Source organism: Umezawaea tangerina (assembly GCF_003002815.1).
GTDB classification, from domain to species: Bacteria; Actinomycetota; Actinomycetes; order Mycobacteriales; family Pseudonocardiaceae; genus Umezawaea; species Umezawaea tangerina.
In genome coordinates, this window is the sequence record NZ_PVTF01000019.1 from 131,438 (window position 1) to 149,745 (window position 18,308).

Annotated in this window: 18 protein-coding genes; 11 read left to right on the top strand and 7 right to left on the bottom strand. The window is 70.5% G+C overall.

Annotated features, from left to right (window positions below; all coding sequences use genetic code 11):
- Window position 1: 1 nt before the first annotated feature.
- From secF to CLV43_RS42390, 3 genes are all read left to right on the top strand, one after another.
- Entirely contained in the window at window positions 2-1,183 is a 1,182-nt protein-coding gene (gene secF / locus CLV43_RS42380) for a protein translocase subunit SecF (RefSeq protein ID WP_106195925.1), read from the top strand.
- Window positions 1,180-1,698, top strand: coding sequence for an adenine phosphoribosyltransferase (locus tag CLV43_RS42385; RefSeq protein WP_106195927.1), 519 nt, complete (start codon window positions 1,180-1,182; stop codon window positions 1,696-1,698). Before secF ends, CLV43_RS42385 begins: the two co-directional genes overlap by 4 nt.
- A gap of 81 nt (window positions 1,699-1,779) precedes the next feature.
- Window positions 1,780-4,080, top strand: a complete 2,301-nt coding sequence (locus CLV43_RS42390) for a RelA/SpoT family protein (protein ID WP_106195928.1) — start codon at window positions 1,780-1,782, stop codon at window positions 4,078-4,080.
- On the opposite strand, the gene CLV43_RS42395 is transcribed toward CLV43_RS42390, so the two are convergent.
- Window positions 4,073-4,897 (bottom strand): alpha/beta fold hydrolase, encoded by an 825-nt coding sequence (locus tag CLV43_RS42395; protein WP_106195930.1) that lies wholly within the window; start codon window positions 4,895-4,897, stop codon window positions 4,073-4,075. The genes CLV43_RS42390 and CLV43_RS42395 overlap by 8 nt on opposite strands.
- Before the next feature lie 99 nt (window positions 4,898-4,996).
- Here CLV43_RS42395 and CLV43_RS42400 point away from each other — a divergent pair, with 99 nt between their 5' ends.
- Entirely contained in the window at window positions 4,997-5,359 is a 363-nt protein-coding gene (locus CLV43_RS42400; protein ID WP_106195932.1) for a winged helix-turn-helix transcriptional regulator, read from the top strand.
- 97 nt (window positions 5,360-5,456) lie between these two features.
- Here the strand turns inward: CLV43_RS42400 and CLV43_RS42405 are convergent, their stop codons facing one another.
- Entirely contained in the window at window positions 5,457-6,326 is an 870-nt protein-coding gene (locus tag CLV43_RS42405; protein WP_106195934.1) for a peptidylprolyl isomerase, read from the bottom strand.
- A gap of 169 nt (window positions 6,327-6,495) precedes the next feature.
- On the opposite strand from CLV43_RS42405, the gene CLV43_RS42410 reads away from it, so the two are divergent.
- The 7 genes from CLV43_RS42410 (at window position 6,496) to CLV43_RS42440 (ending at window position 14,176) form a co-directional block, all read left to right on the top strand.
- Entirely contained in the window at window positions 6,496-7,194 is a 699-nt protein-coding gene (locus CLV43_RS42410; protein WP_106195935.1) for an MBL fold metallo-hydrolase, read from the top strand.
- Window position 7,195: 1 nt separating this feature from the next.
- Complete coding sequence (hisS, locus tag CLV43_RS42415; protein ID WP_106195937.1) at window positions 7,196-8,458, top strand: histidine--tRNA ligase; 1,263 nt, start codon at window positions 7,196-7,198, stop codon at window positions 8,456-8,458.
- Window positions 8,459-8,502: 44 nt separating this feature from the next.
- Window positions 8,503-9,087, top strand: a complete 585-nt coding sequence (locus tag CLV43_RS42420; RefSeq protein ID WP_106195991.1) for a hypothetical protein — start codon at window positions 8,503-8,505, stop codon at window positions 9,085-9,087.
- 525 nt (window positions 9,088-9,612) lie between these two features.
- Window positions 9,613-10,869 (top strand): extracellular solute-binding protein, encoded by a 1,257-nt coding sequence (locus tag CLV43_RS42425; RefSeq protein WP_106195939.1) that lies wholly within the window; start codon window positions 9,613-9,615, stop codon window positions 10,867-10,869.
- 9 nt (window positions 10,870-10,878) lie between these two features.
- Window positions 10,879-11,838 carry a carbohydrate ABC transporter permease gene (locus tag CLV43_RS42430; protein ID WP_211304823.1) on the top strand — a complete coding sequence of 320 codons (960 nt, stop codon included), beginning with the start codon at window positions 10,879-10,881 and terminating at the stop codon, window positions 11,836-11,838.
- A complete protein-coding gene (locus CLV43_RS42435; protein ID WP_106195940.1) occupies window positions 11,835-12,659 on the top strand; it encodes a carbohydrate ABC transporter permease in 825 nt (274 codons plus the stop codon). The genes CLV43_RS42430 and CLV43_RS42435 overlap by 4 nt, the downstream gene beginning before the upstream one ends.
- 11 nt (window positions 12,660-12,670) lie before the next feature.
- A complete protein-coding gene (locus tag CLV43_RS42440; RefSeq protein ID WP_211304824.1) occupies window positions 12,671-14,176 on the top strand; it encodes a beta-N-acetylhexosaminidase in 1,506 nt (501 codons plus the stop codon).
- Window positions 14,177-14,273: 97 nt separating this feature from the next.
- Here the strand turns inward: CLV43_RS42440 and CLV43_RS42445 are convergent, their stop codons facing one another.
- From CLV43_RS42445 to CLV43_RS42470, 5 genes are all read right to left on the bottom strand, one after another.
- Window positions 14,274-15,065, bottom strand: a complete 792-nt coding sequence (locus tag CLV43_RS42445; RefSeq protein WP_211304825.1) for a nucleotidyl cyclase domain-containing protein — start codon at window positions 15,063-15,065, stop codon at window positions 14,274-14,276.
- A gap of 42 nt (window positions 15,066-15,107) precedes the next feature.
- Window positions 15,108-15,770, bottom strand: coding sequence for a Crp/Fnr family transcriptional regulator (locus CLV43_RS42450; RefSeq protein ID WP_245887447.1), 663 nt, complete (start codon window positions 15,768-15,770; stop codon window positions 15,108-15,110).
- 187 nt (window positions 15,771-15,957) lie between these two features.
- Entirely contained in the window at window positions 15,958-16,533 is a 576-nt protein-coding gene (locus tag CLV43_RS48270; protein ID WP_170156258.1) for a hypothetical protein, read from the bottom strand.
- Window positions 16,530-17,354 (bottom strand): carbohydrate ABC transporter permease, encoded by an 825-nt coding sequence (locus CLV43_RS42465; RefSeq protein WP_106195949.1) that lies wholly within the window; start codon window positions 17,352-17,354, stop codon window positions 16,530-16,532. The genes CLV43_RS48270 and CLV43_RS42465 overlap by 4 nt, the downstream gene beginning before the upstream one ends.
- Window positions 17,351-18,307 carry a carbohydrate ABC transporter permease gene (locus CLV43_RS42470; protein ID WP_106195951.1) on the bottom strand — a complete coding sequence of 319 codons (957 nt, stop codon included), beginning with the start codon at window positions 18,305-18,307 and terminating at the stop codon, window positions 17,351-17,353. The genes CLV43_RS42465 and CLV43_RS42470 overlap by 4 nt, the downstream gene beginning before the upstream one ends.
- Window position 18,308 lies beyond the last annotated feature (1 nt).

An 18,308-nucleotide genomic window follows, 5' to 3' on the forward strand; every position in this document is an offset into this window, starting at 1 on the left:
CGTGGCGAAGGTCAAGGGGAACGGTGTCTTCCACCGCCTCTACGTGGGTACGGGCGCCTTCGACATCATCGGCAAGCGCAAGCGCTGGTACGTGCTCTTCGGCATCATCCTGCTGATCTCGATCGCCTCGATCGGCATCAAGCAGTTCAACCTGGGCATCGACTTCGTCGGCGGCACCAAGGTCCAGATGCCGTCCACCAGCTCCTCGGGCCCCATCACGGTCGAGGCGGTCAAGTCGAGCTTCTCCAAGGCGCTCGGCGAGGACGCGACGGCCGTGCAGAGCGTCGGCGTCGGCGACACCGCGACCATCCAGATCCGGTCCGAGACGCTGAACGTCGAGCAGGTCGCCAAGCTGAAGAGCACGCTCGACGCGGACCTGAAGCCGACCGGCGGCATCCAGGCGATCAGCGACAGCGCGGTGAGCGCGTCCTGGGGCGGTGAGATCACCACCAAGGCCCTGATCGCGCTGGTCGTGTTCCTGATCGCGGTCGCGATCTTCCTGGCGCTGTACTTCGAGCTGTCGATGGCCATCGCGGCGCTCATCGCCGTGCTCCACGACGTCATCATCACGGCGGGCGTGTACTCGCTCGTCGGGTTCGAGGTCTCGCCCGCGACGGTGATCGGCCTGCTGACCATCCTCGGCTTCTCGCTCTACGACACGGTGGTCGTGTTCGACAAGGTCAAGGAGAACACCAGGGGCATCCTGGGCCTGACCCGCCGCACGTACGGCGAGGCGGCCAACCTGGCGGTCAACCAGACCCTGATGCGGTCGATCAACACCTCGCTGATCGCGCTGCTCCCGGTGCTCGGCCTGCTCGTGATCGGCGTCGGCTTCCTCGGCGTCGGCACGCTCAAGGACCTCGCGCTGGTGCAGCTCACCGGTATCTTCATCGGTGCCCTGTCGTCGATCTTCATCGCGACGCCCGCGGCCGTCGACCTGAAGATGCGCGACCCGAAGTACAAGGCCCAGGCCAAGCGGGTGCTCGACCGCCGCGCCAGCCAGGCCCGCAAGCTCGCCGCGGGCCAGTCCGTCGACGACGCCGTGGAGTCGACCGACGAGACCGTGGTGGACGCCGAGATCCGCAAGGAGAAGGCGTACGCCGCGGCCGCGGGCGTGCCGTCGCGCACCCCCAAGGCCAGCGACCTCCGTCGCGGCCGTCCGACCGGCAAGAAGCAGCGTTGAAGCTGGAGAACGCGCTGAAGCTCCTGCGTGAGGTCCCGGACTTCCCCCGTCCGGGTGTCGTCTTCCGGGACCTCACGCCGGTGTTGGCGGATCCGGACGCACTGCGCGCCGTGGTCGACGCCCTGCAGGACGACATCCACCCGGACACGCAGGTGGTCGCCGCGATCGAGTCGCGCGGCTTCCTGCTGGGCGCCCCGCTCGGGTACGGCTGGCGCTACGGCGTCGTGCCGCTGCGCAAGCCGGGCAAGCTGCCGTCGGTCGCGGACCGAGAGCCCTACGAGCTCGAGTACGGCACGGCGGAGCTGGAACTGCCCTCCGAGGCCATCCGGCCTGGTCAGCACGTCGTGATCGTGGACGACGTGCTCGCCACCGGGGGCACCGCCGAGGCCGCCTGCACACTCGTGGAGCGCGCGGGGGCGATCGTGACCGGGGTCTCCGTGGTCCTGGAGATCACCGCATTGGGCGGTCGCGAGCGACTAGCCGGGCGGAACGTCAGCGCGCTGCTCGCCGTGTGAAGTGCCCCGCTCGTCGCCCCGCGCGCCGGTTTTGCCGGCTCGCGGGGCTATCCTCGGGTCTCTAGCCCCTGAGGAGCGTGGTTGAGCCAGGACACCGAACCCGCGGCGACGACGCAGCCCGTGCCCGCACGGCCGCCGTCAGCCACCCGGCGCGTGCGCGCGCGACTCGCGCGGCGCATCACCGCCCAGCGGGCGGCGCCCGTCAAGCAGGTGCTCGAACCCCTCGCCGCCGTGCACAGCGGACTGCACCCCAAGGCCGACCTGGCCCTGCTGCAGGCCGCCTACGACGTGGCCGAGGAGAAGCACCGGCCCCAGCGCCGCAAGTCCGGCGACCCCTACATCACCCACCCGCTCGCCGTGGCGACGATCCTGGGTGAGCTGGGCATGGACACCACCACGCTGGTGGCGGCCCTGCTGCACGACACCGTCGAGGACACCGACTACTCGCTGGAGGCCCTCCGCGAGGACTTCGGCGACGAGGTCGCCCGGCTGGTCGACGGCGTGACGAAGCTCGACAAGGTGAAGCTCGGCGCCGCGGCCGAGGCGGAGACCATCCGCAAGATGGTCATCGCCATGGCCAAGGACCCGCGCGTGCTGGTCATCAAGCTGGCCGACCGGCTGCACAACATGCGCACGATGCGGTTCCTGCCGCCCGAGAAGCAGGCGCGCAAGGCGCGGGAGACCCTGGAGGTCCTCGCCCCGCTCGCGCACCGCCTGGGCATGGCGACGGTGAAGTGGGAGCTGGAGGACCTCGCGTTCGCGATCCTGCAGCCGAAGAAGTACGACGAGATCGTCCGGCTGGTCGCGAACCGGGCGCCCTCGCGCGACACCTACCTCGGTGGCGTGATCAAGGAGCTGACCGGCCAGCTGGAGGGCTCGCGGATCACCGCGAAGGTCGAGGGCAGGCCGAAGCACTACTACTCGATCCACCAGAAGATGATCGTCCGCGGCCGCGACTTCGACGACATCCACGACCTGGTGGGCGTGCGGATCCAGGTCGACGAGGTCCGCGACTGCTACGCCGCCATGGGCGTCGTGCACGCGCTGTGGCAGCCGATGCCCGGCCGGTTCAAGGACTACATCGCCCAGCCGCGCTTCGGCGTCTACCAGTCGCTGCACACCACGGTGATCGGTCCGGACGGCAAGCCGCTGGAAGTGCAGATCCGCACGTACGACATGCACCGCACCGCCGAGTACGGAATCGCGGCGCACTGGCGGTACAAGGAGACGCGCGGCACGCACAACGGCAAGGGCGTCGAGGTCGACGAGATGGCCTGGATGCGCCAGCTCCTCGACTGGCAGCGCGAGGCCGCCGACCCCGGCGAGTTCCTGGAGTCGCTGCGCTTCGACCTCGCCGCGCGCGAGATCTTCGTGTTCACCCCGAAGGGTGATGTCGAGACGCTGCCCGCCGGGTCGACGCCGGTCGACTTCGCCTACTCGGTGCACACCGAGGTGGGCCACCGCTGCATCGGCGCCCGCGTGAACGGCCGCCTCGTCGCCCTGGAGCGCAAGCTCGAGAACGGCGAGGTCGTCGAGATCTTCACCTCGAAGGCCGAGGGAGCGGGCCCGTCGCGTGACTGGCTGTCGTTCGTGGCCTCGCCGAGGGCCAAGGCGAAGATCAAGCAGTGGTTCGCCAAGGAGCGCAAGGAAGAGGCGATCGAGGTCGGCAAGGACGCGATCGCCAAGGAGGTCCGCCGCGTCGGACTGCCCTTGCAGCGGTTGGTGTCGGCCGACTCGATGGGCGCGCTGGCCAAGGAGCTGCACTACCCCGACGTGAGCGCGCTGTACGCCGCGGTGGGGGAGGGCCACACCTCCGGTCGGCACGTGGTGCAGCGGCTGGTCGCCCAGCTCGGCGGGGTCGACCACGCCGAGGAGGAGCTGGCCGAGCGCTCCACGCCGTCCACCGTCACGCGCCGCCGGGTCACCGGGGACGCGGGTGTGGTCGTCAAGGACGCCACGGACGTGTGGGTGAAGCTCGCCCGGTGCTGTACCCCGGTGCCCGGCGACGACATCCTCGGGTTCGTGACGCGCGGTGGTGGCGTGAGCGTGCACCGCACGGACTGCACGAACGCGGACGAGCTGCTGGCCTCGCCGGAGCGGCTGCTGGACGTCGAGTGGGCGCCGTCGGCGTCCTCGGTGTTCCTGGTGGCGATCCAGGTGGAGGCGCTGGACCGGCACCGGCTGCTGTCGGACGTGACCAAGGTGCTGGCCGACGAGAAGGTCAACATCCTGTCCGCGTCGGTCACCACCTCGCGCGACCGGGTGGCGGTGAGCCGGTTCTCGTTCGAGATGGGCGACCCGAAGCACCTCGGCCACGTGCTGAAGGCGGTGCGCAGCGTGGAGGGCGTCTACGACGTGTACCGGGTGACGTCGGCTAGCTGAGGAACCCCTCCAGCAGCGGCAGCAGGTCGTTCGGCCGGTCGAGCGGGATGATGTGCCCGCAGTCGTCGAGCAGGTGGCCGGTCAGGTCGTCGGCGACCGGCCGCAGCTGGTGCTCCAGGGCCTTCCCGACCGGGTGGGAGCCGATCGCCATCGTCGGCACCGCGAGCCTGCCCGTCCGGGCGGCGTCCTGGATCTGCCGTCCGGACTCCGGCATCGCCCGGTAGTGCTCGAACGCGCAGCGGAGCGACTCCCGGCCGGTGTAGGCGTCGACGAAGGCCGCTTCGACCTCCGCCGGGACGCCCCGGCCGAGCGTGCCCGCGTTCAGGAAGAACCGCAGGTAGGCGGCCTCTTGGCCCTGGACGACCTCCTCGGCCAGCCCCGGCACCGAGTGGAACCCGAACCACCACGGCGGGCTGAACGCCTCCGCGCCGGGCAGCGGTCCCAGCAGCGACTCCATCAGCACCAGCCGCCGCACTCGTTCGGGTCGGCGCATCGCGAGCAGGAACGCCGGGGGAGTGCCCGCGTCGATCCCGACCACCGCGGCCGTCGGTTCGCCCAGCGCGTCCAGCACGCCCTCGGCGTCCGTGGCCAGGTTCCCCGCGTCGTAGCCGTCGGCCGCACGGGTGCTCGCGCCGAGTCCGCGCAGGTCCGGGGCGATCACCCGGTGGTGCGCGGCGAGCGCGGGGACGACCCGCGACCACAGCCGCCAGGTGTGCGGGAAGCCGTGCAGCAGGAGCACGGCCGGTCCGCGTCCGGCGGTCGCCACGTTCACCTCGATCCCGTTCGCGGTGACCAGGCGTTCGGTGATGTCGACCATGCGAGCTCCAGAGGGGGTTACGATTGGTTACCCGGTCAAGCTAGGTAACCGGCTCCGAGCTGCCAAGACGGCACTTCCGCGACAGGTGGTGAGTTCCAGGTGACCCGTGGCGACCTGTTCAGCCCCGAGTGCCCGACCCGAAGGCTGCTGGACCGCATCGGCTCCAAGTGGACGTCGATGGCGGTCAAGGTGCTGGCCGAGGCGGACCCGGAGGAGGTGCGCTTCGCGGAGCTGCGGCGGCGGATGCCGGGGGTCTCGCAGAAGATGCTGTCGGTGACCTTGCAGAACCTGGTCCACGACGGGCTGGCCGAACGGCGGGTCGAGCCGACCGTGCCGGTGCGGGTGCACTACCGGCTCACGCCGCTCGGCCTCTCGTTGGACGGTCCGCTGGCGGCCGTGCGGACGTGGGCGGAGGAGCACATGGCGGAGATCGACCTCGCCCGCGCGTCAGCGAAACGTTAGAGCCGTTCGGCACGATGCCGCCAGGGTCGCGACACCCACGGGGAAGACGCGAAGGCCCCCAGCACGATCGTGCCGGGGGCCTCCGTGCGCCTGGGTACTAGCCGACGGTGACCGTCTCGAACTTCACTTCCTTGTTCGGCTTGCCGCCACCGGGCGACGGGTCGAACGAGCCGTCGTGTCCGGCGCGCGCCACGTCGTCGATGAGCTTCAGGCCCGCCTCGTCGAGGCTGCCGAACACCGTGTAGTCGGGCGAGAGCTGGGCATCGCCGTACACGATGAAGAACTGGCTGCCGTTCGTGCCCTTCTGCGTCGTCTGGTCGAGCCCGGCGTTCGCCATGGCGAGGTAGCCGCGACCGTAGGTCAGCTCCGGCCACGTCTCGTTGTCGAACGCGTACCCCGGACCGCCGCTGCCGGTCCCGGTCGGGTCGCCGCACTGCAGCATCTGCAGACCCTCGGTGCCGATCCGGTGGCAGCTGGACCCGTCGTAGTACTTCTGGGTGACCAGGCTGACGAAGCTGTTGACCGTGCACGGCGCCAGCGACTTGTCGAGCGTCAGCTTCAGCTCGCCGATGTTCGCCTTGATCGTGATCGCCTGGGTGCCCGTGGAGGAGATCCCGGCGGCCTCGGGCGCCTTGATGCCCTCCTTCGAGCCGGGCTCGGCGGACGGCCGGTACTCGCAGGTGACCGGGTCCGCGAGCGCGGTCGGGCGCTTGGGCAGCGCCTTGACCTCGGTCGGGATCTGGATCGGCTTCGGAGCGGTGCTGCTCTCGCCGGTCGCGGCGGTGGCGTCGCCGTTGCTCCAGTCGCGCGTCGCGAGGAAGTAGATGCCGCCCGCGACGACCACCACGGTCACGACCGTCGCCACCAGTGCGGTGGTCCGGCGGCGCTTGGCCCGCTTCTGTCGGTTCTCGAGCTGACGCTCCAGCTTCCGCTTTGCTTGTTCGCGGCGCTGCTCGTTGTTCGGCACCTGCTCCCTCCCCAGGGATGTCGTGCTGCGGGTGGATAGAGCGCGTCGGCAGAGCCGACAATCCTGGGCAGTCTAGGGGGCGCACATATGACTGGCGTGTGCCGGCTAGGCTGGTGGAGCGGTTCCGCCGCCTTCTGTTGCCAATCCGTTGCCGTCGAGAGGTACCGCCGTGCTGGTGATCGGGTTCCCGACCGGCGCCCTGCAGGCCAACTGCTACCTGTTGGCCACGGGCGAGGGCGAGGCCTGCGTGGTGGTCGACCCCGGCCAGGACGCCGTCGAGCCGTTGGAGAAGGCCCTGCGCGAGCACCGGTTGTCGCCGGTCGCCGTGCTGCTGACCCACGGGCACTTCGACCACTCGTACTCGGTCGCGCCGGTGTGCGACGGGCACGACGTCCCGGCGTGGATCCACCCGGACGACCAGGACCTGCTGTCGGACCCGTTGAAGGGCATCAGCGCCGAGTCGGCCGCGTTCTTCGGCGGGAAGCTGGAGATGCGCGAGCCCAAGCAGGTGCGCGAGCTGTCCGACGGCGCCGAGCTGGACCTCGCCGGGCTGAAGATGACCGTCGACCACTCCCCTGGCCATACGGGCGGGTCGGTGATGTTCCGCGCGGGCACCGAGGAGGGCGGACGGCTGGTGCTGTCCGGCGACACCCTCTTCGCGGGCTCGATCGGCCGCACCGACCTGCCGGGCGGAGACCACCGGAGCATGCTGACGTCGTTGCGCCGCAAGGTGTTGACGCTGTCGGACGACACGGTGGTGCTGCCCGGCCACGGACCGACGACCACCATCGGCCGCGAACGCGTGAGCAACCCGTACCTGCTCCAACTGGGTGACTCCGCACCGGCCGCCCCGCACCGAGGACTGTGACGTGACTTCTTTCTCGGCACCCAAGGGTGTCCCCGACTACTTCCCGCCGACCTCCGCGTCGTTCCTCGCCGTGCGCGAGGCGCTGGCCGAGCCCGCGCGCCTGGCCGGTTACGGCTACGTCGAGCTGCCCGTCTTCGAGGAGACGGCGCTGTTCGCCCGCGGCGTCGGCGAGTCGACCGACGTCGTGAGCAAGGAGATGTACTCCTTCAACGACCGCGGCGAGCGGTCCGTGACGCTGCGGCCCGAGGGCACGGCGGGCGTGATGCGGGCCGTGATCGAGCACGGCCTCGACCGCGGCCAGCTGCCCGCGAAGCTGTACTACGCCGGGCCGTTCTTCCGCTACGAGCGGCCGCAGGCCGGCCGCTACCGCCAGCTCCAGCAGGTCGGCGTCGAGGCGGTCGGCGTGGACGACCCGGCGCTGGACGCCGAGGTGATCGCCATCGCCGACGCGGGCTTCCGGTCGTTGGGCCTGACCGGCTACCGGCTCGACATCACCTCGCTGGGCGACGGCTCGGACCGCCCGCAGTACCGCGAGAAGCTCCAGGCGTTCCTCGCGAAGCTGCCGCTGGACGAGGCGACCCGCACCCGCGCGAACCTGAACCCGTTGCGGGTGCTGGACGACAAGCGCCCCGAGGTGCGCGCGCTGATGGACGACGCGCCGCTCATGCTCGACCATCTGGCGGCGGAGACGCGGGCGCACTACGAGCAGGTGAAGGGCTACCTCGACGACCTCGGCGTGAAGTTCACCGAGAACCCGCGGATGGTGCGCGGGCTCGACTACTACACGAAGACGACGTTCGAGTTCGTGCACGACGGTCTCGGCTCCCAGTCCGGGATCGGCGGCGGCGGCCGCTACGACGGGCTCATGGAGCAGCTGGGCGGGCAACCGCTTTCCGGCGTCGGCTTCGGCCTCGGTGTCGACCGCACCCTGCTGGCCTGCCAGGCCGAGGGCCTCACCCCCGGCGACGTGACGAGGTGCGACGTCTACGGCGTCCCGCTCGGCGAGACCGCCAAGTCCCGCCTGGTCGGGCTGTCCGGTGAGCTGCGCGCGGCGGGGGTGCGGTTCGACCTCGCCTACGGCGGCCGCGGCATGAAGGGCGCCATGAAGGCCGCCGACAAGTCCGGCGCCCGCTACGCCCTCGTCCTCGGCGAACGCGACATCGAAGCCGGTGTCGCCCAGCTCAAGGAGCTCGCCACCGGCGACCAGCAGGCGGTCCCGCTGACCGACGTCGTCACCACCGTCCGGAAAGCCCTCGACCGGTGACCGACGACGCCGAACGCATCCCGCTCGACCTCCTCGACCCCGTCATGGTGCGCAAGCGCGCCCGCATGGTCGCCATCGGCGCCGTCCTCGTGGCCGGGTTCTTCGGCGGCGTCATCGGCCTGATCGCCGGCCGCGTGCCGGGCCTGATCGCGTTCGTGATCGTGGCGCTGCCGCTGATGCTGCTGGCGTGGAGCGAAGCGCGCCGGCGCGTCTGGCTGCAAGGCCACGTCCTGTCCGTGCGCGCCTTCGGCACCCGTTCGGTGGACCTGAAGGGCGCGGAGGAACTGGACCTGCTCGTCACGGACGTCCGGGGCAGCAGGACCGTCGGTCTGTTCGTGCGCGGCGGCGGCAAGGCGATCAACCTGGCCCTGGCCATCTACGCGGGCACCGGCGGCCGCGAGCAGGGTGTGTTCCCGCTGAGGAGACTGGCGGACGTGCTGGCTTCGCGCGGCGACGCACGGGGCCTGGTGTTCTGCGAACTGCTCATCGCCCAGCTGAGGGCGGAGGCACGAGGAGAAGCAGCAGCCGACCGCCCGCTGTACAAGCTCGGCTCGCTGGCCCCCGGAGGCCGCCTGGCCCAAAAACTGCACCCGGACGCCGTATCGAAGTTCGTGGCCTCCCTGGGGTAGTGCGACTGCCCCCAGCGCCCCACCACCAGGCCGAGTAAACAGCGCAACCCACCACCAAGCCGAGCAAACACCCCGCCCACAACGCCGGCGAGCATGCTCGTCCGCCGTGCGGCCGACTTGACTTGGGGTTTTTGGGCTTAAACTTGCGGCGGCGGGCAGGCTCTACCACCTGCCCTTTTTCGCCCGACGAAGCCCAAAAAAGGGGCCCCAAGTCAAGTCGGCCGCACCGCCCACGGCCGCAGCGATACCCGATCTCGACCTCGGCGCATCCCATACCCAGCGTCGAACAACCAGCCACCCCCTCGGCACCCACCACCCAACTGGTTAGCCAAAAACTGACCACTTGCCCTCGTTCTCATCACCGCCCGCGGTGTCAACCGCCGTTCGGTAGATCATCACCCCCCTCCCTGGTCTGCGAAAACATCCTTTGGGTCTCGACCCTTGACCGGAGGATTGGTCTATGCCACCTTCTGGGGCAACAGATCTGGTCTTACCAATGGTCAACATCGCGCCTCGAGGTGACTGATGAAGAGCCCCCGCCTGATCACCGCTGTGTTCGCGCTGGCGTTCGCCGCCGCGGCCTGTGGTTCGTCCACGCCGACGTCCACTTCGGACGGTCCGGTGACGTTGGACGTCTGGCTCATGAAGGACAGCGTCACCCCGGACTTCCTGCAGCGGTTCACCAGTGACTTCGAGTCGCAGAACTCGCAGGTGAAGCTGAACATCCAGATCCAGGAGTGGGGTGGGATCGGGCAGAAGGTGGTCAGCGCGCTGGCCAGCAACGACGCGCCCGACGTGATCGAGGTGGGCAACACGCAGGTGGCGCAGTACGCGGCCAGCGGTGGTGTGGTGGACCTCAGCGCGAAGGTCGACGAGCTGAACGGCAAGGACTGGATTCCGGGGCTGAGCGAGCCGGGGGCGGTGGACGGGAAGCAGTTCGGGATCCCCTACTACGCGGCGAACCGGGTCGTGATCTACAACAAGGACCTGTTCGCGGCGGCGGGGGTCGCGGCGCCGCCGAAGACGCGGGCCGAGTGGCTGGAGACGACGGCGAAGCTGAACCAGGGCGCGAACCAGGGCATCTACCTGCCCGGTCAGAACTGGTACGTGCTGTCGGGGTTCCTGTGGGACGAGGGGGGAGACCTCGCGACCAAGGACGGCGACAAGTGGAAGGGCGGGCTGGGGACGCCCGCGGGCGCCGCGGCCGTGGACTTCTACAAGCAGCTCCAGGCGTTGGGCAAGGGGCCCAAGGACTCCGACGAGGCGAAGCCGCAGCAGACCGACGTCTTCTCGAGGGGTGACGTCGCGCAGCTGATCGCTGTGCCCGGCGCGGCCGCGCTGATCACGAAGGCGAACCCGGCGCTGGAGGGCAAGCTCGGGTTCTTCCCGATCCCCGGCAAGACGGCGGACAAGCCGGGTGCGGTGTTCACCGGCGGGTCGGACCTGATCGTGCCGGAGTCGTCGGACCACCAGGACCAGGCCTACCGGATGATCAAGGCGCTGGCCGGGGAGAAGTGGCAGACGGAGCTGGCGAAGGCGATGAACTACGTGCCGAACCGCACGAGCCTCGCCTCCGCGCTGGCCGAGAACCCCGGTGCCTCGGCGATGGCCGCGGGCGCCGTGAACGGGCACGGGACGCCGCAGTCGCCGAACTGGGCCGCGGTGGAGGCGAAGAACCCGGTGAAGGACTTCCTCACCGCCGTGCTGACCGGTGGTGACCCGACCGCGGAGGCCAAGAAGGCCGACGACGTGATCGCCACGGCGCTGAACTCCGGCAAGTAGGCCGCGGCCGTGTCGACGACCCTGTCGTCCCGACCGGCCACCACCCAGGGACCGCCGCCGCCTCAGCGCCCGAGGCGGCGGCGCCGGGTGGTGTTCTGGCCCTACCTGCTGGTCGCGCCGACCGTGCTCGCGTCGGCGTACCTGCTGCTGTACCCGTTGGTGCGCAACGCGGTCATCTCCGTGCAGCACTTCCGGCTCGGCGAGCTGATCCGCGGCGGCGCGGCGTTCGTGGGCCTGGCCAACTACCGGGAGGCGCTGGCCGACCCGGTGTTCTGGGCGGTGGTCCGGCGGACGCTGCTGTTCACCGCGGTCAACGTCGTGCTGATCATGGTGCTGTCCACCGCGGTCGCGCTGCTGCTCTCGGCGCTGGGCAAGTGGTTGCGGCTGCTGGTGATGGGCTGCCTGGTGCTCACCTGGGCGACCCCGATCATCGCGGCCACCACGGTGTTCCAGTGGCTGTTCCAGTCCAGGCTCGGCGTCGTGAACTGGGTGCTGGTCCAGCTGGGGTTCGAGCGGTTCCAGGACTACACGTGGTTCGCGCACGGGACGTCGACCTTCGGCATCCTGGTCGCGCTGATCGTGTGGCAGTCGGTCCCGTTCGCCGCGCTGTCGCTGTACTCGGCGATGACGACCGTCCCGTCCGAGCTCTACGAGTCGGCGAAGATCGACGGCGCGGGCGCGTGGCGGCTGTTCACCTCCATCACGTTCCCGATCCTGCGGCCGATGTTCGGGCTGATCCTGTCGCTGGAGGTGATCTGGGTGTTCAAGTCGTTCGTCCAGATCTGGGCCATCAGCCAGGGTGGTCCGGGGGATGCCACGACGACGCTGCCGGTCTACGCGTTCCAGATCGCCCAGTCCCTCAACAAGTACGACCTCGGCGCGGCCGTCTCGATGATCACGGTGCTGCTGCTGGTGGTCGTGCTGCTGGCGTACTTCCGCCAGATGTTCAGGCAGGAGGCGGAACTGTGACCTGGCGCAGGCTCCCGCTCGCGTTCTCCGCGCTGCTCGTCTGCGTGGTCGCGGTGTTCCCGGTGTACTGGATGGTCCTCACGGCCTTCAAGCCCACCAAGGACATCCAGGCCCCGACGCCGACGTTCTGGCCCACCACGGTCAGCTTCGACCACTTCGCCACCGCGGTCCACGCCAGCGGCTTCTGGCTGTTCTGGCGCAACAGCCTCGTCGTGTCGATCGGTGGCGTCCTGCTGGCGCTGGCCGTCGCGCTGCTGGCGGCGTTCGCCGTCGCGCGGATGAGGTGGAAGGGCAGGCGGGGGTTCATCCTCATGGTGTTCGTCGCCCAGATGACCCCGTGGGAGGCGCTGCTGATCCCGATGTACGTCATCGCCCGCGACACGGACATGCTCGACAAGCTGTCCATGCTGACGCTGATCTACTTCATGATCACGCTCCCGTTCACCATCGTCACCCTGCGCGGGTTCCTCGGCGCCATCCCGGTGGACCTGGAGGAGGCCGCGCTGGTCGACGGCTGCACGCGGGTGCAGGCGTTCCGCCGGATCGTCTTCCCGCTGCTGGCGCCGGGCCTCATGTCCACGTCGCTGTTCGGCTTCATCACGGCGTGGAACGAGTTCGCCTTCGCCAACCTGCTGATCATCAAGAACCGCGACGACCGGACCCTCCCGGTCTGGCTGTCCTCGTTCAGCAACACCTTCGGCACCGACTGGGGCGCCACCATGGCCGCCTCGACCCTGTTCATGGTGCCCGTGCTGCTCGTCTTCCTCGCCCTGCAGGGGCGGGTCACCTCCGGTATCACCGCGGGCGCGGTCAAAGGATGAGGAGTGCAGGCGTGATCGTTCCCCCGCCGAGACACCTGGTGCGGCTTCCCGGCTCGTTCGCGCTGGACCGGTCGACGACCGTCCACATCGGACCGCAGGCCGCCGGGGCCGTCCGGCTGCTCCGCGACTACCTCCGGCCGCACGGCGTCGCGCTGGCGCCGTCGTCGGAGGGCGCCGTGGTGCTGGCGGTCAACCCGGCGCTGTCCCACCTCGGCGACGAGGGCTACGAGCTGCGGGTGGACCAGCACAACGTCCGGCTGCGGGCGGCCGCCCACGCGGGTCTGCTGCACGGCGTGCAGTCGTTGCGCCAGCTGCTCCCGCTGCCCGGTGCCGGTCCGGTCGAGGTGCCGTGCGTCGACGTGGTCGACGTCCCGGCCTTCCCGTGGCGCGGCGCCATGCTCGACGTGGCGAGGCACTTCATGCCGGTGGAGTTCCTGCACCGGTTCGTGGACCTGTTGGCGCTGCACAAGCTCAACGTCCTGCACCTGCACCTGACCGACGACCAGGGCTGGCGGATGCCCGTCCCCGGTCGCCCCAGGCTCACCGAGGTCGGCGGGTGGCGCGCGGAGAGCATGGTCGGCCCGGCCGGCAGCACCCGGTTCGACGCCAGCCCGCACGGCGGCGCCTACACCACCGCGGAGCTGCGCGGCCTGGTAGCGCACGCCGAGGAGCGCGGGGTCGCGATCATGCCGGAGATCGAGATGCCCGGCCACGCGCGGGCCGCGCTCGCCGCCTACCCGCGGCTCGGCAACTTCCCGGACCGCCACCTGCCGGTGTGGACCAGCTGGGGCGTCTCGGAGGAGGTGTTCGGCGTCCAGGAGTCCACACTGGACTTCTGCGAGGAGGTCCTCGCCGAGGTGATGGACGTCTTCCCCGGTGAGCGCATCCACATCGGCGGCGACGAGTGCCCCACCGCGGAGTGGCACCGCAGCCCGCTGGCCCTCGACCGGGTCGCGGCGGAAGGCCTGTCCGGCCCGGACGACCTGCACTCCTGGTTCCTCGCCAGGATCAGCAGGTTCCTGCTGGCCAACGGCCGCACGCCGGTCTGCTGGGACGAGGGCGGCGGCGCGCCGGACCTGCCCGCGGAGACCGCGGTCATGGTCTGGCGGGACCCCGCCCACGGCAAGCAGGCCGCCCGCAACGGCCACCCGGTGATCATGACCCCGTGGCGCTCCACCTACCTGGACTACCCGCAGGCGAACACCGCCGACGAGCCGCCCGGCCAGCCCGCGGGCGTGGTCACGCTCAAGGACGTCTACACCCAGGAGCTCCCGCCGCCGGGGTGGTCCGACGAGGAGTCGGCGCTCGTGCTCGGCACGCAGGCGCAGCTGTGGACGGAGTTCGTCAAGGACCCGACGCACGCCGAGTACCTGGCCTTCCCGCGCCTGTGCGCGCTGGCGGGCAGCGCCTGGTCCGGCGGGGACGACTGGCCCGCCTTCCTCACCACCCTGCGGGAGCACGAACGGCGGCTGAGCGCCCTGTCCATCAACCACCGCCCGCTGGGCGCGACGGGCTGACCCCCTGATCCCCACCGACGGGAGGCGCGTCCTGGTCGCGGTCCACGCCGAACGACCAGGACGCGCCCTCCGGCACGGGGTCCCCGTGGTGCCCGGCTCAGCTGGCTTCCCTGATGTTGCGGACGTTCCCCGGCAGGGCGCCGACCCGGTTGTCCGGCCGGTCCGGCGTCCGCGGGCCGCCGGTGCAGAGGTACCCGGCGTAGTCGACGTCCTTGGCCGACACCCTGGTCTGCCGGAACCGCTGCGGGGACAGGCCGTGGAACCGGCTCACGACGACGTCCTGGTACAGCTGCTCGGAGACGACCAGCACCAGGTGCGCGGACGAGTCCTCGGTCAGCGCGTCGCGCGCGTTGTCGGAGTCCAGCAGCCTGCACGTGACCACGGGTGCGTTGCCCGCCAACCCGAAGTGGCCCGCGGCCAGCGTTCCGTGGTGCATCGCGATCCGCAGCCGCAGGGCCGGCTCGGTCGGGTGGGCCCGCGCGACGTCCGCCAGTGCCGCGACGAGCTGTTCGGTGAACTCCGCGACGACCCAGGCCGCGTCCACGTTCGCGGGCAGCACCGCGAGCTCCCCGTCGCCGCGGAGCTGGCGGTACCACTGGCTCCTGGCCAGCCCCGCGCGCTGCCCCGCGCGGTCGAGGACCTCGCTCAGCCTGCTCTGCACCAGCGACTGGTCGAGGGCGTCCAGCTTGCTGTAGTTGGCGATGTCCACGGCCACGACGAGCCGGTACACCAGCTCGCCGTGGGTCGCCGTCGTGGCCGGGTGCCCCGGCTCATCGGGAGTCGCCGCCTCCGGCGCGCCGCGCTCGGCGACGAGCAGCCGACCTCTCTCCCCGGCCACGGGGGTGGAGGTTCGCCGAGTCAGCGGGTTCCCGATCGTGTACTGGTCCATGCGAGTCAGCATCGCCCGGTTCCGCGGTACCGAATAGGGGAATCACCGGGGTTCGCCGTTGCCGTCAGCGATGGCGCTCAACGCCTTCTCGTCCGTTACCGTGATGGTGCGGTAGCCCAGACTGATGACACCGCGGCTCTTGAGCTCGCGCAGTTCCTTGCGCGCGGTGTCCTCCTCGACGCCCACGAGCGCACCGAGCTCCCGTTGCGTGAGGCCGATGTCCACGGTGATGCCCTCCGGCACCCGGCGGCCGTAGTTCGCGGCCAGCTCGTGCACCGCCCGCGCCAGCCGGACGAACGCCGGGTAGCCGTTGAAGTCGACGCGGCGCTTGTCGGCCCACTTCAGCGTCTGCATGATCATCCGGGTGAGCGCGATGCTCGCGTCGGGGTACTCCGCCAGGTAGTGCTGGAACTCCTCGGACTGGATCAGCCGCACCCGCGCCTCGCCGAACACCGTCACCGTGGCCGACCTCGGCTCGTCGTTCAGCGCCGCCATCTCGCCGATCACGTCGCCGCCGACCTTGATGCTCAGCAGCGCCATGCGCCCGTTCTCCAGGCTCACCGTCGCCTTGACCACGGCCTGGCACAGCAGCATGACGTGCGAGGACCGCTCCGACTCCCGCAGCAGCACGTCGCCGTGCCGGTAGGTGAGCGGTACCCCCAACCTGAGCAGCGCGGCCTGGCTGCGCGGCCGCAGCATGTCCATGTACGTTCCCGTCGGCCAATCGCCGTTGCCGGGGAAGCGGCCTCCCGGCGGTTGAACAGAACTCATCCGGCACCCCATCCGTTGGAGGAACTCCCGGCACGACGGCGGGCCCGTTCCTGGGCCACAGTGTGCTGCGTGGACCGGGAACGGATTAGGGGATTTCCCGGTATTCCACCGGAAGCGGGACTCACCGCCCGGAGCGGCTCGGGTCGTGGAGCCGGGTGGCGCGGCGTTCCACGGCGACCGCCGCCATCAGGACGCAGCCGAGCATGGGCACGACCAGCGGTGGGAGCTGCCAGGTGACGACGACGAGCACGCCGAGCGCCGTGCCGAGGAGCAGCGAACCGGTCGGGTCGACCACGGCGCGGCGCGCGGCCGTCCGCACGAGTGCGGTCCAGCGCCCACCCGGTGACCACGTCGCGGCGGCCCGCAGGACGACCACCGCGAGCCCGGCGGCCACCGCCGTGCAGACCGCGCCGACCGCGCCGCCGCCCGGCAACCCGGTGTGCCGCAGGACGACCAGGTCCGCGGCGGGCACCGCGAACCCGGCGACCACGCCGACCGACGGGCCCGCACCTCCGCACGCAGCCGCCCGCACGCGGGTGAAGTACGCGCGGACCGCGGTGGTCTCGCCGTCGACGTGCGCCCTGATGTGCGCGCAGCCCGCGGCGAGCGCGGGCAGCAGGGTGACCAGGGGCAGGGCGGTCAGCACCACCAGCACCCCGGCGGTGAGGCACTCGGCGAACAGCGGCAGCCGCTTCACCCCTTGATCCCCGAGGTCGACACGCCCTCGACGAGGAAGCGCTGGAAGAACAGGAAGAACAGCACGACCGGCACCAGGGCCAGCACGGACATCGCCATCAGCGCGCCGAAGTCCGAACCGCCCGCCTCGTCGATGAACAGCTGCAGCGCCAGCGGCAGCGGGTACTTGTCCGGGGTGCTGAGGTAGATCAGCGGACCGAAGAAGTCGTTCCAGGTCCAGATGAACGTGAAGATCGCGGTGGTGACCAGGGCGGGTCTGGCCAGCGGCAGCACGATGTTCCAGAAGATCCGCCACGGGCCCGCGCCGTCGATCTTCGCCGACTCGTCGAGCTCGTGCGGGATGGTGCGGATGAACTGGACGACGAGGAAGACGAAGAACGCCTCCGCCGCCAGGAACTTGCCGATCAGCAGGGGCACGTAGGTGTCGACGAGGTCCAGCCGCTGGAACACGACGTACTGCGGGATGATCAGCACGTGGAACGGCAGCAGGAGCGTGGAGATCATCACGGCGAACATCGCCGAGCGGCCGCGGAAGCGCAGCCGGGCGAACGCGAACGCGGCCGGCGCCGATGACGAGACGGTGCCGACGACGGACAGCACGGCCAGCAGGCCGGAGTTGAGGAAGTACCGCCCGATCCCGACGCCGCCGACCCCGTCCACGGCGCGCCCGTAGTTCGCCGTCGTGGGATCGGTCGGCAGCAGCCGCAGGTCGCCCACGATCTCGGCCGAGGGCTTGAACGTGGCCGCCACGATCCACACCAGCGGGTACAGCAGGACGGCCAGCAGCAGCAGGACGCCGACGTGCCACACCACCCGCTTCACGCCTTCTCCCCGGAGTAGTGGACCCAGCCGCGCGCGGACCGGAACAGCAGCGCGGTGACCAGGCCGACGGCCAGCAGCAGCACCCACGCCATCGCGGACGCGTAGCCCATGCGGTAGTCGCCGAAGCCGCGGTCGAACAGGTAGACGGTGTAGAACAGCGTCGTGCCCGCCGGGGCGCCGTTCGGCCCGCCCACGACGTAGGCGGACGTGAACACCTGGAACGAGTGGATGGTCTCCATCAGCAGGTTGAAGAAGACCACCGGCGAGATCATCGGCAAGGTGATCGAGGCGAACCGCCGCCACGGCCCCGCGCCGTCGACCTCGGCGGCCTCGTACAGCTCCCGCGGCACCTGCTTGAGCCCGGCCAGGAAGATCACCATCGGCGCGCCGAGCTGCCACGCCGCCAGCAGCACCAGCATCAGCAGCGAGAGGTCCGGGTTGCCCGCCCACCCGCCGGTGTCGACGCCGAACGCCCGCAGCACCCGGTCGACCGCGGCGTCGTCGCTGAACATCGTCTTCCACACGATCGCGACGCTCACGCTGCCGCCGATCAGCGACGGCCCGTAGAACGCCGCCCGGTACAGCCCCTGGCCACGGCGCTTGCCGTTGAGCAGCAGGGCGACGCCGAGCGCGGCGGCGAGCTTGACGGGCACCGCGAGCGCCACGTAGAGCGCGGTCACCCGCACCGACCTGAGCCAGCGCTGGTCGGAGAACATCCGCGCGTAGTTGTCCAGGCCGACCCATTCCGGGGTGTCGAACAGGTCGTAGTCGGTGAACGAGAGGTACAGCGAAGTCGCCATCGGGCCGAGTGTCAGCAGCAGGACGCCGAGGATCCACGGCGACAGGAAGAGGTACCCGGTGATCCCGTCGTCGGAGCGGCGGGCCCGCCCGCGCCGGTGGCCCGCTCCGGACGGGGCGGCGTCGGCGGCGCGGATCGGCGTGACCGTCGCCATC

What these genes read in the sequence shown, in the direction of transcription:
- CLV43_RS42450 (WP_245887447.1), bottom strand. Translation starts at nt 15,770, where the DNA reads ATGGACATGCTGCGGCCGCGCAGCCAGGCCGCGCTGCTCAGGTTGGGG.
- CLV43_RS42395 (WP_106195930.1), bottom strand. Translation starts at nt 4,897, where the DNA reads ATGGTCGACATCACCGAACGCCTGGTCACCGCGAACGGGATCGAGGTG.
- CLV43_RS42425 (WP_106195939.1), top strand. Translation starts at nt 9,613, where the DNA reads ATGAAGAGCCCCCGCCTGATCACCGCTGTGTTCGCGCTGGCGTTCGCC.
- CLV43_RS42445 (WP_211304825.1), bottom strand. Translation starts at nt 15,065, where the DNA reads ATGGACCAGTACACGATCGGGAACCCGCTGACTCGGCGAACCTCCACC.
- CLV43_RS42420 (WP_106195991.1), top strand. Translation starts at nt 8,503, where the DNA reads ATGGTGCGCAAGCGCGCCCGCATGGTCGCCATCGGCGCCGTCCTCGTG.
- CLV43_RS42470 (WP_106195951.1), bottom strand. Translation starts at nt 18,307, where the DNA reads ATGGCGACGGTCACGCCGATCCGCGCCGCCGACGCCGCCCCGTCCGGA.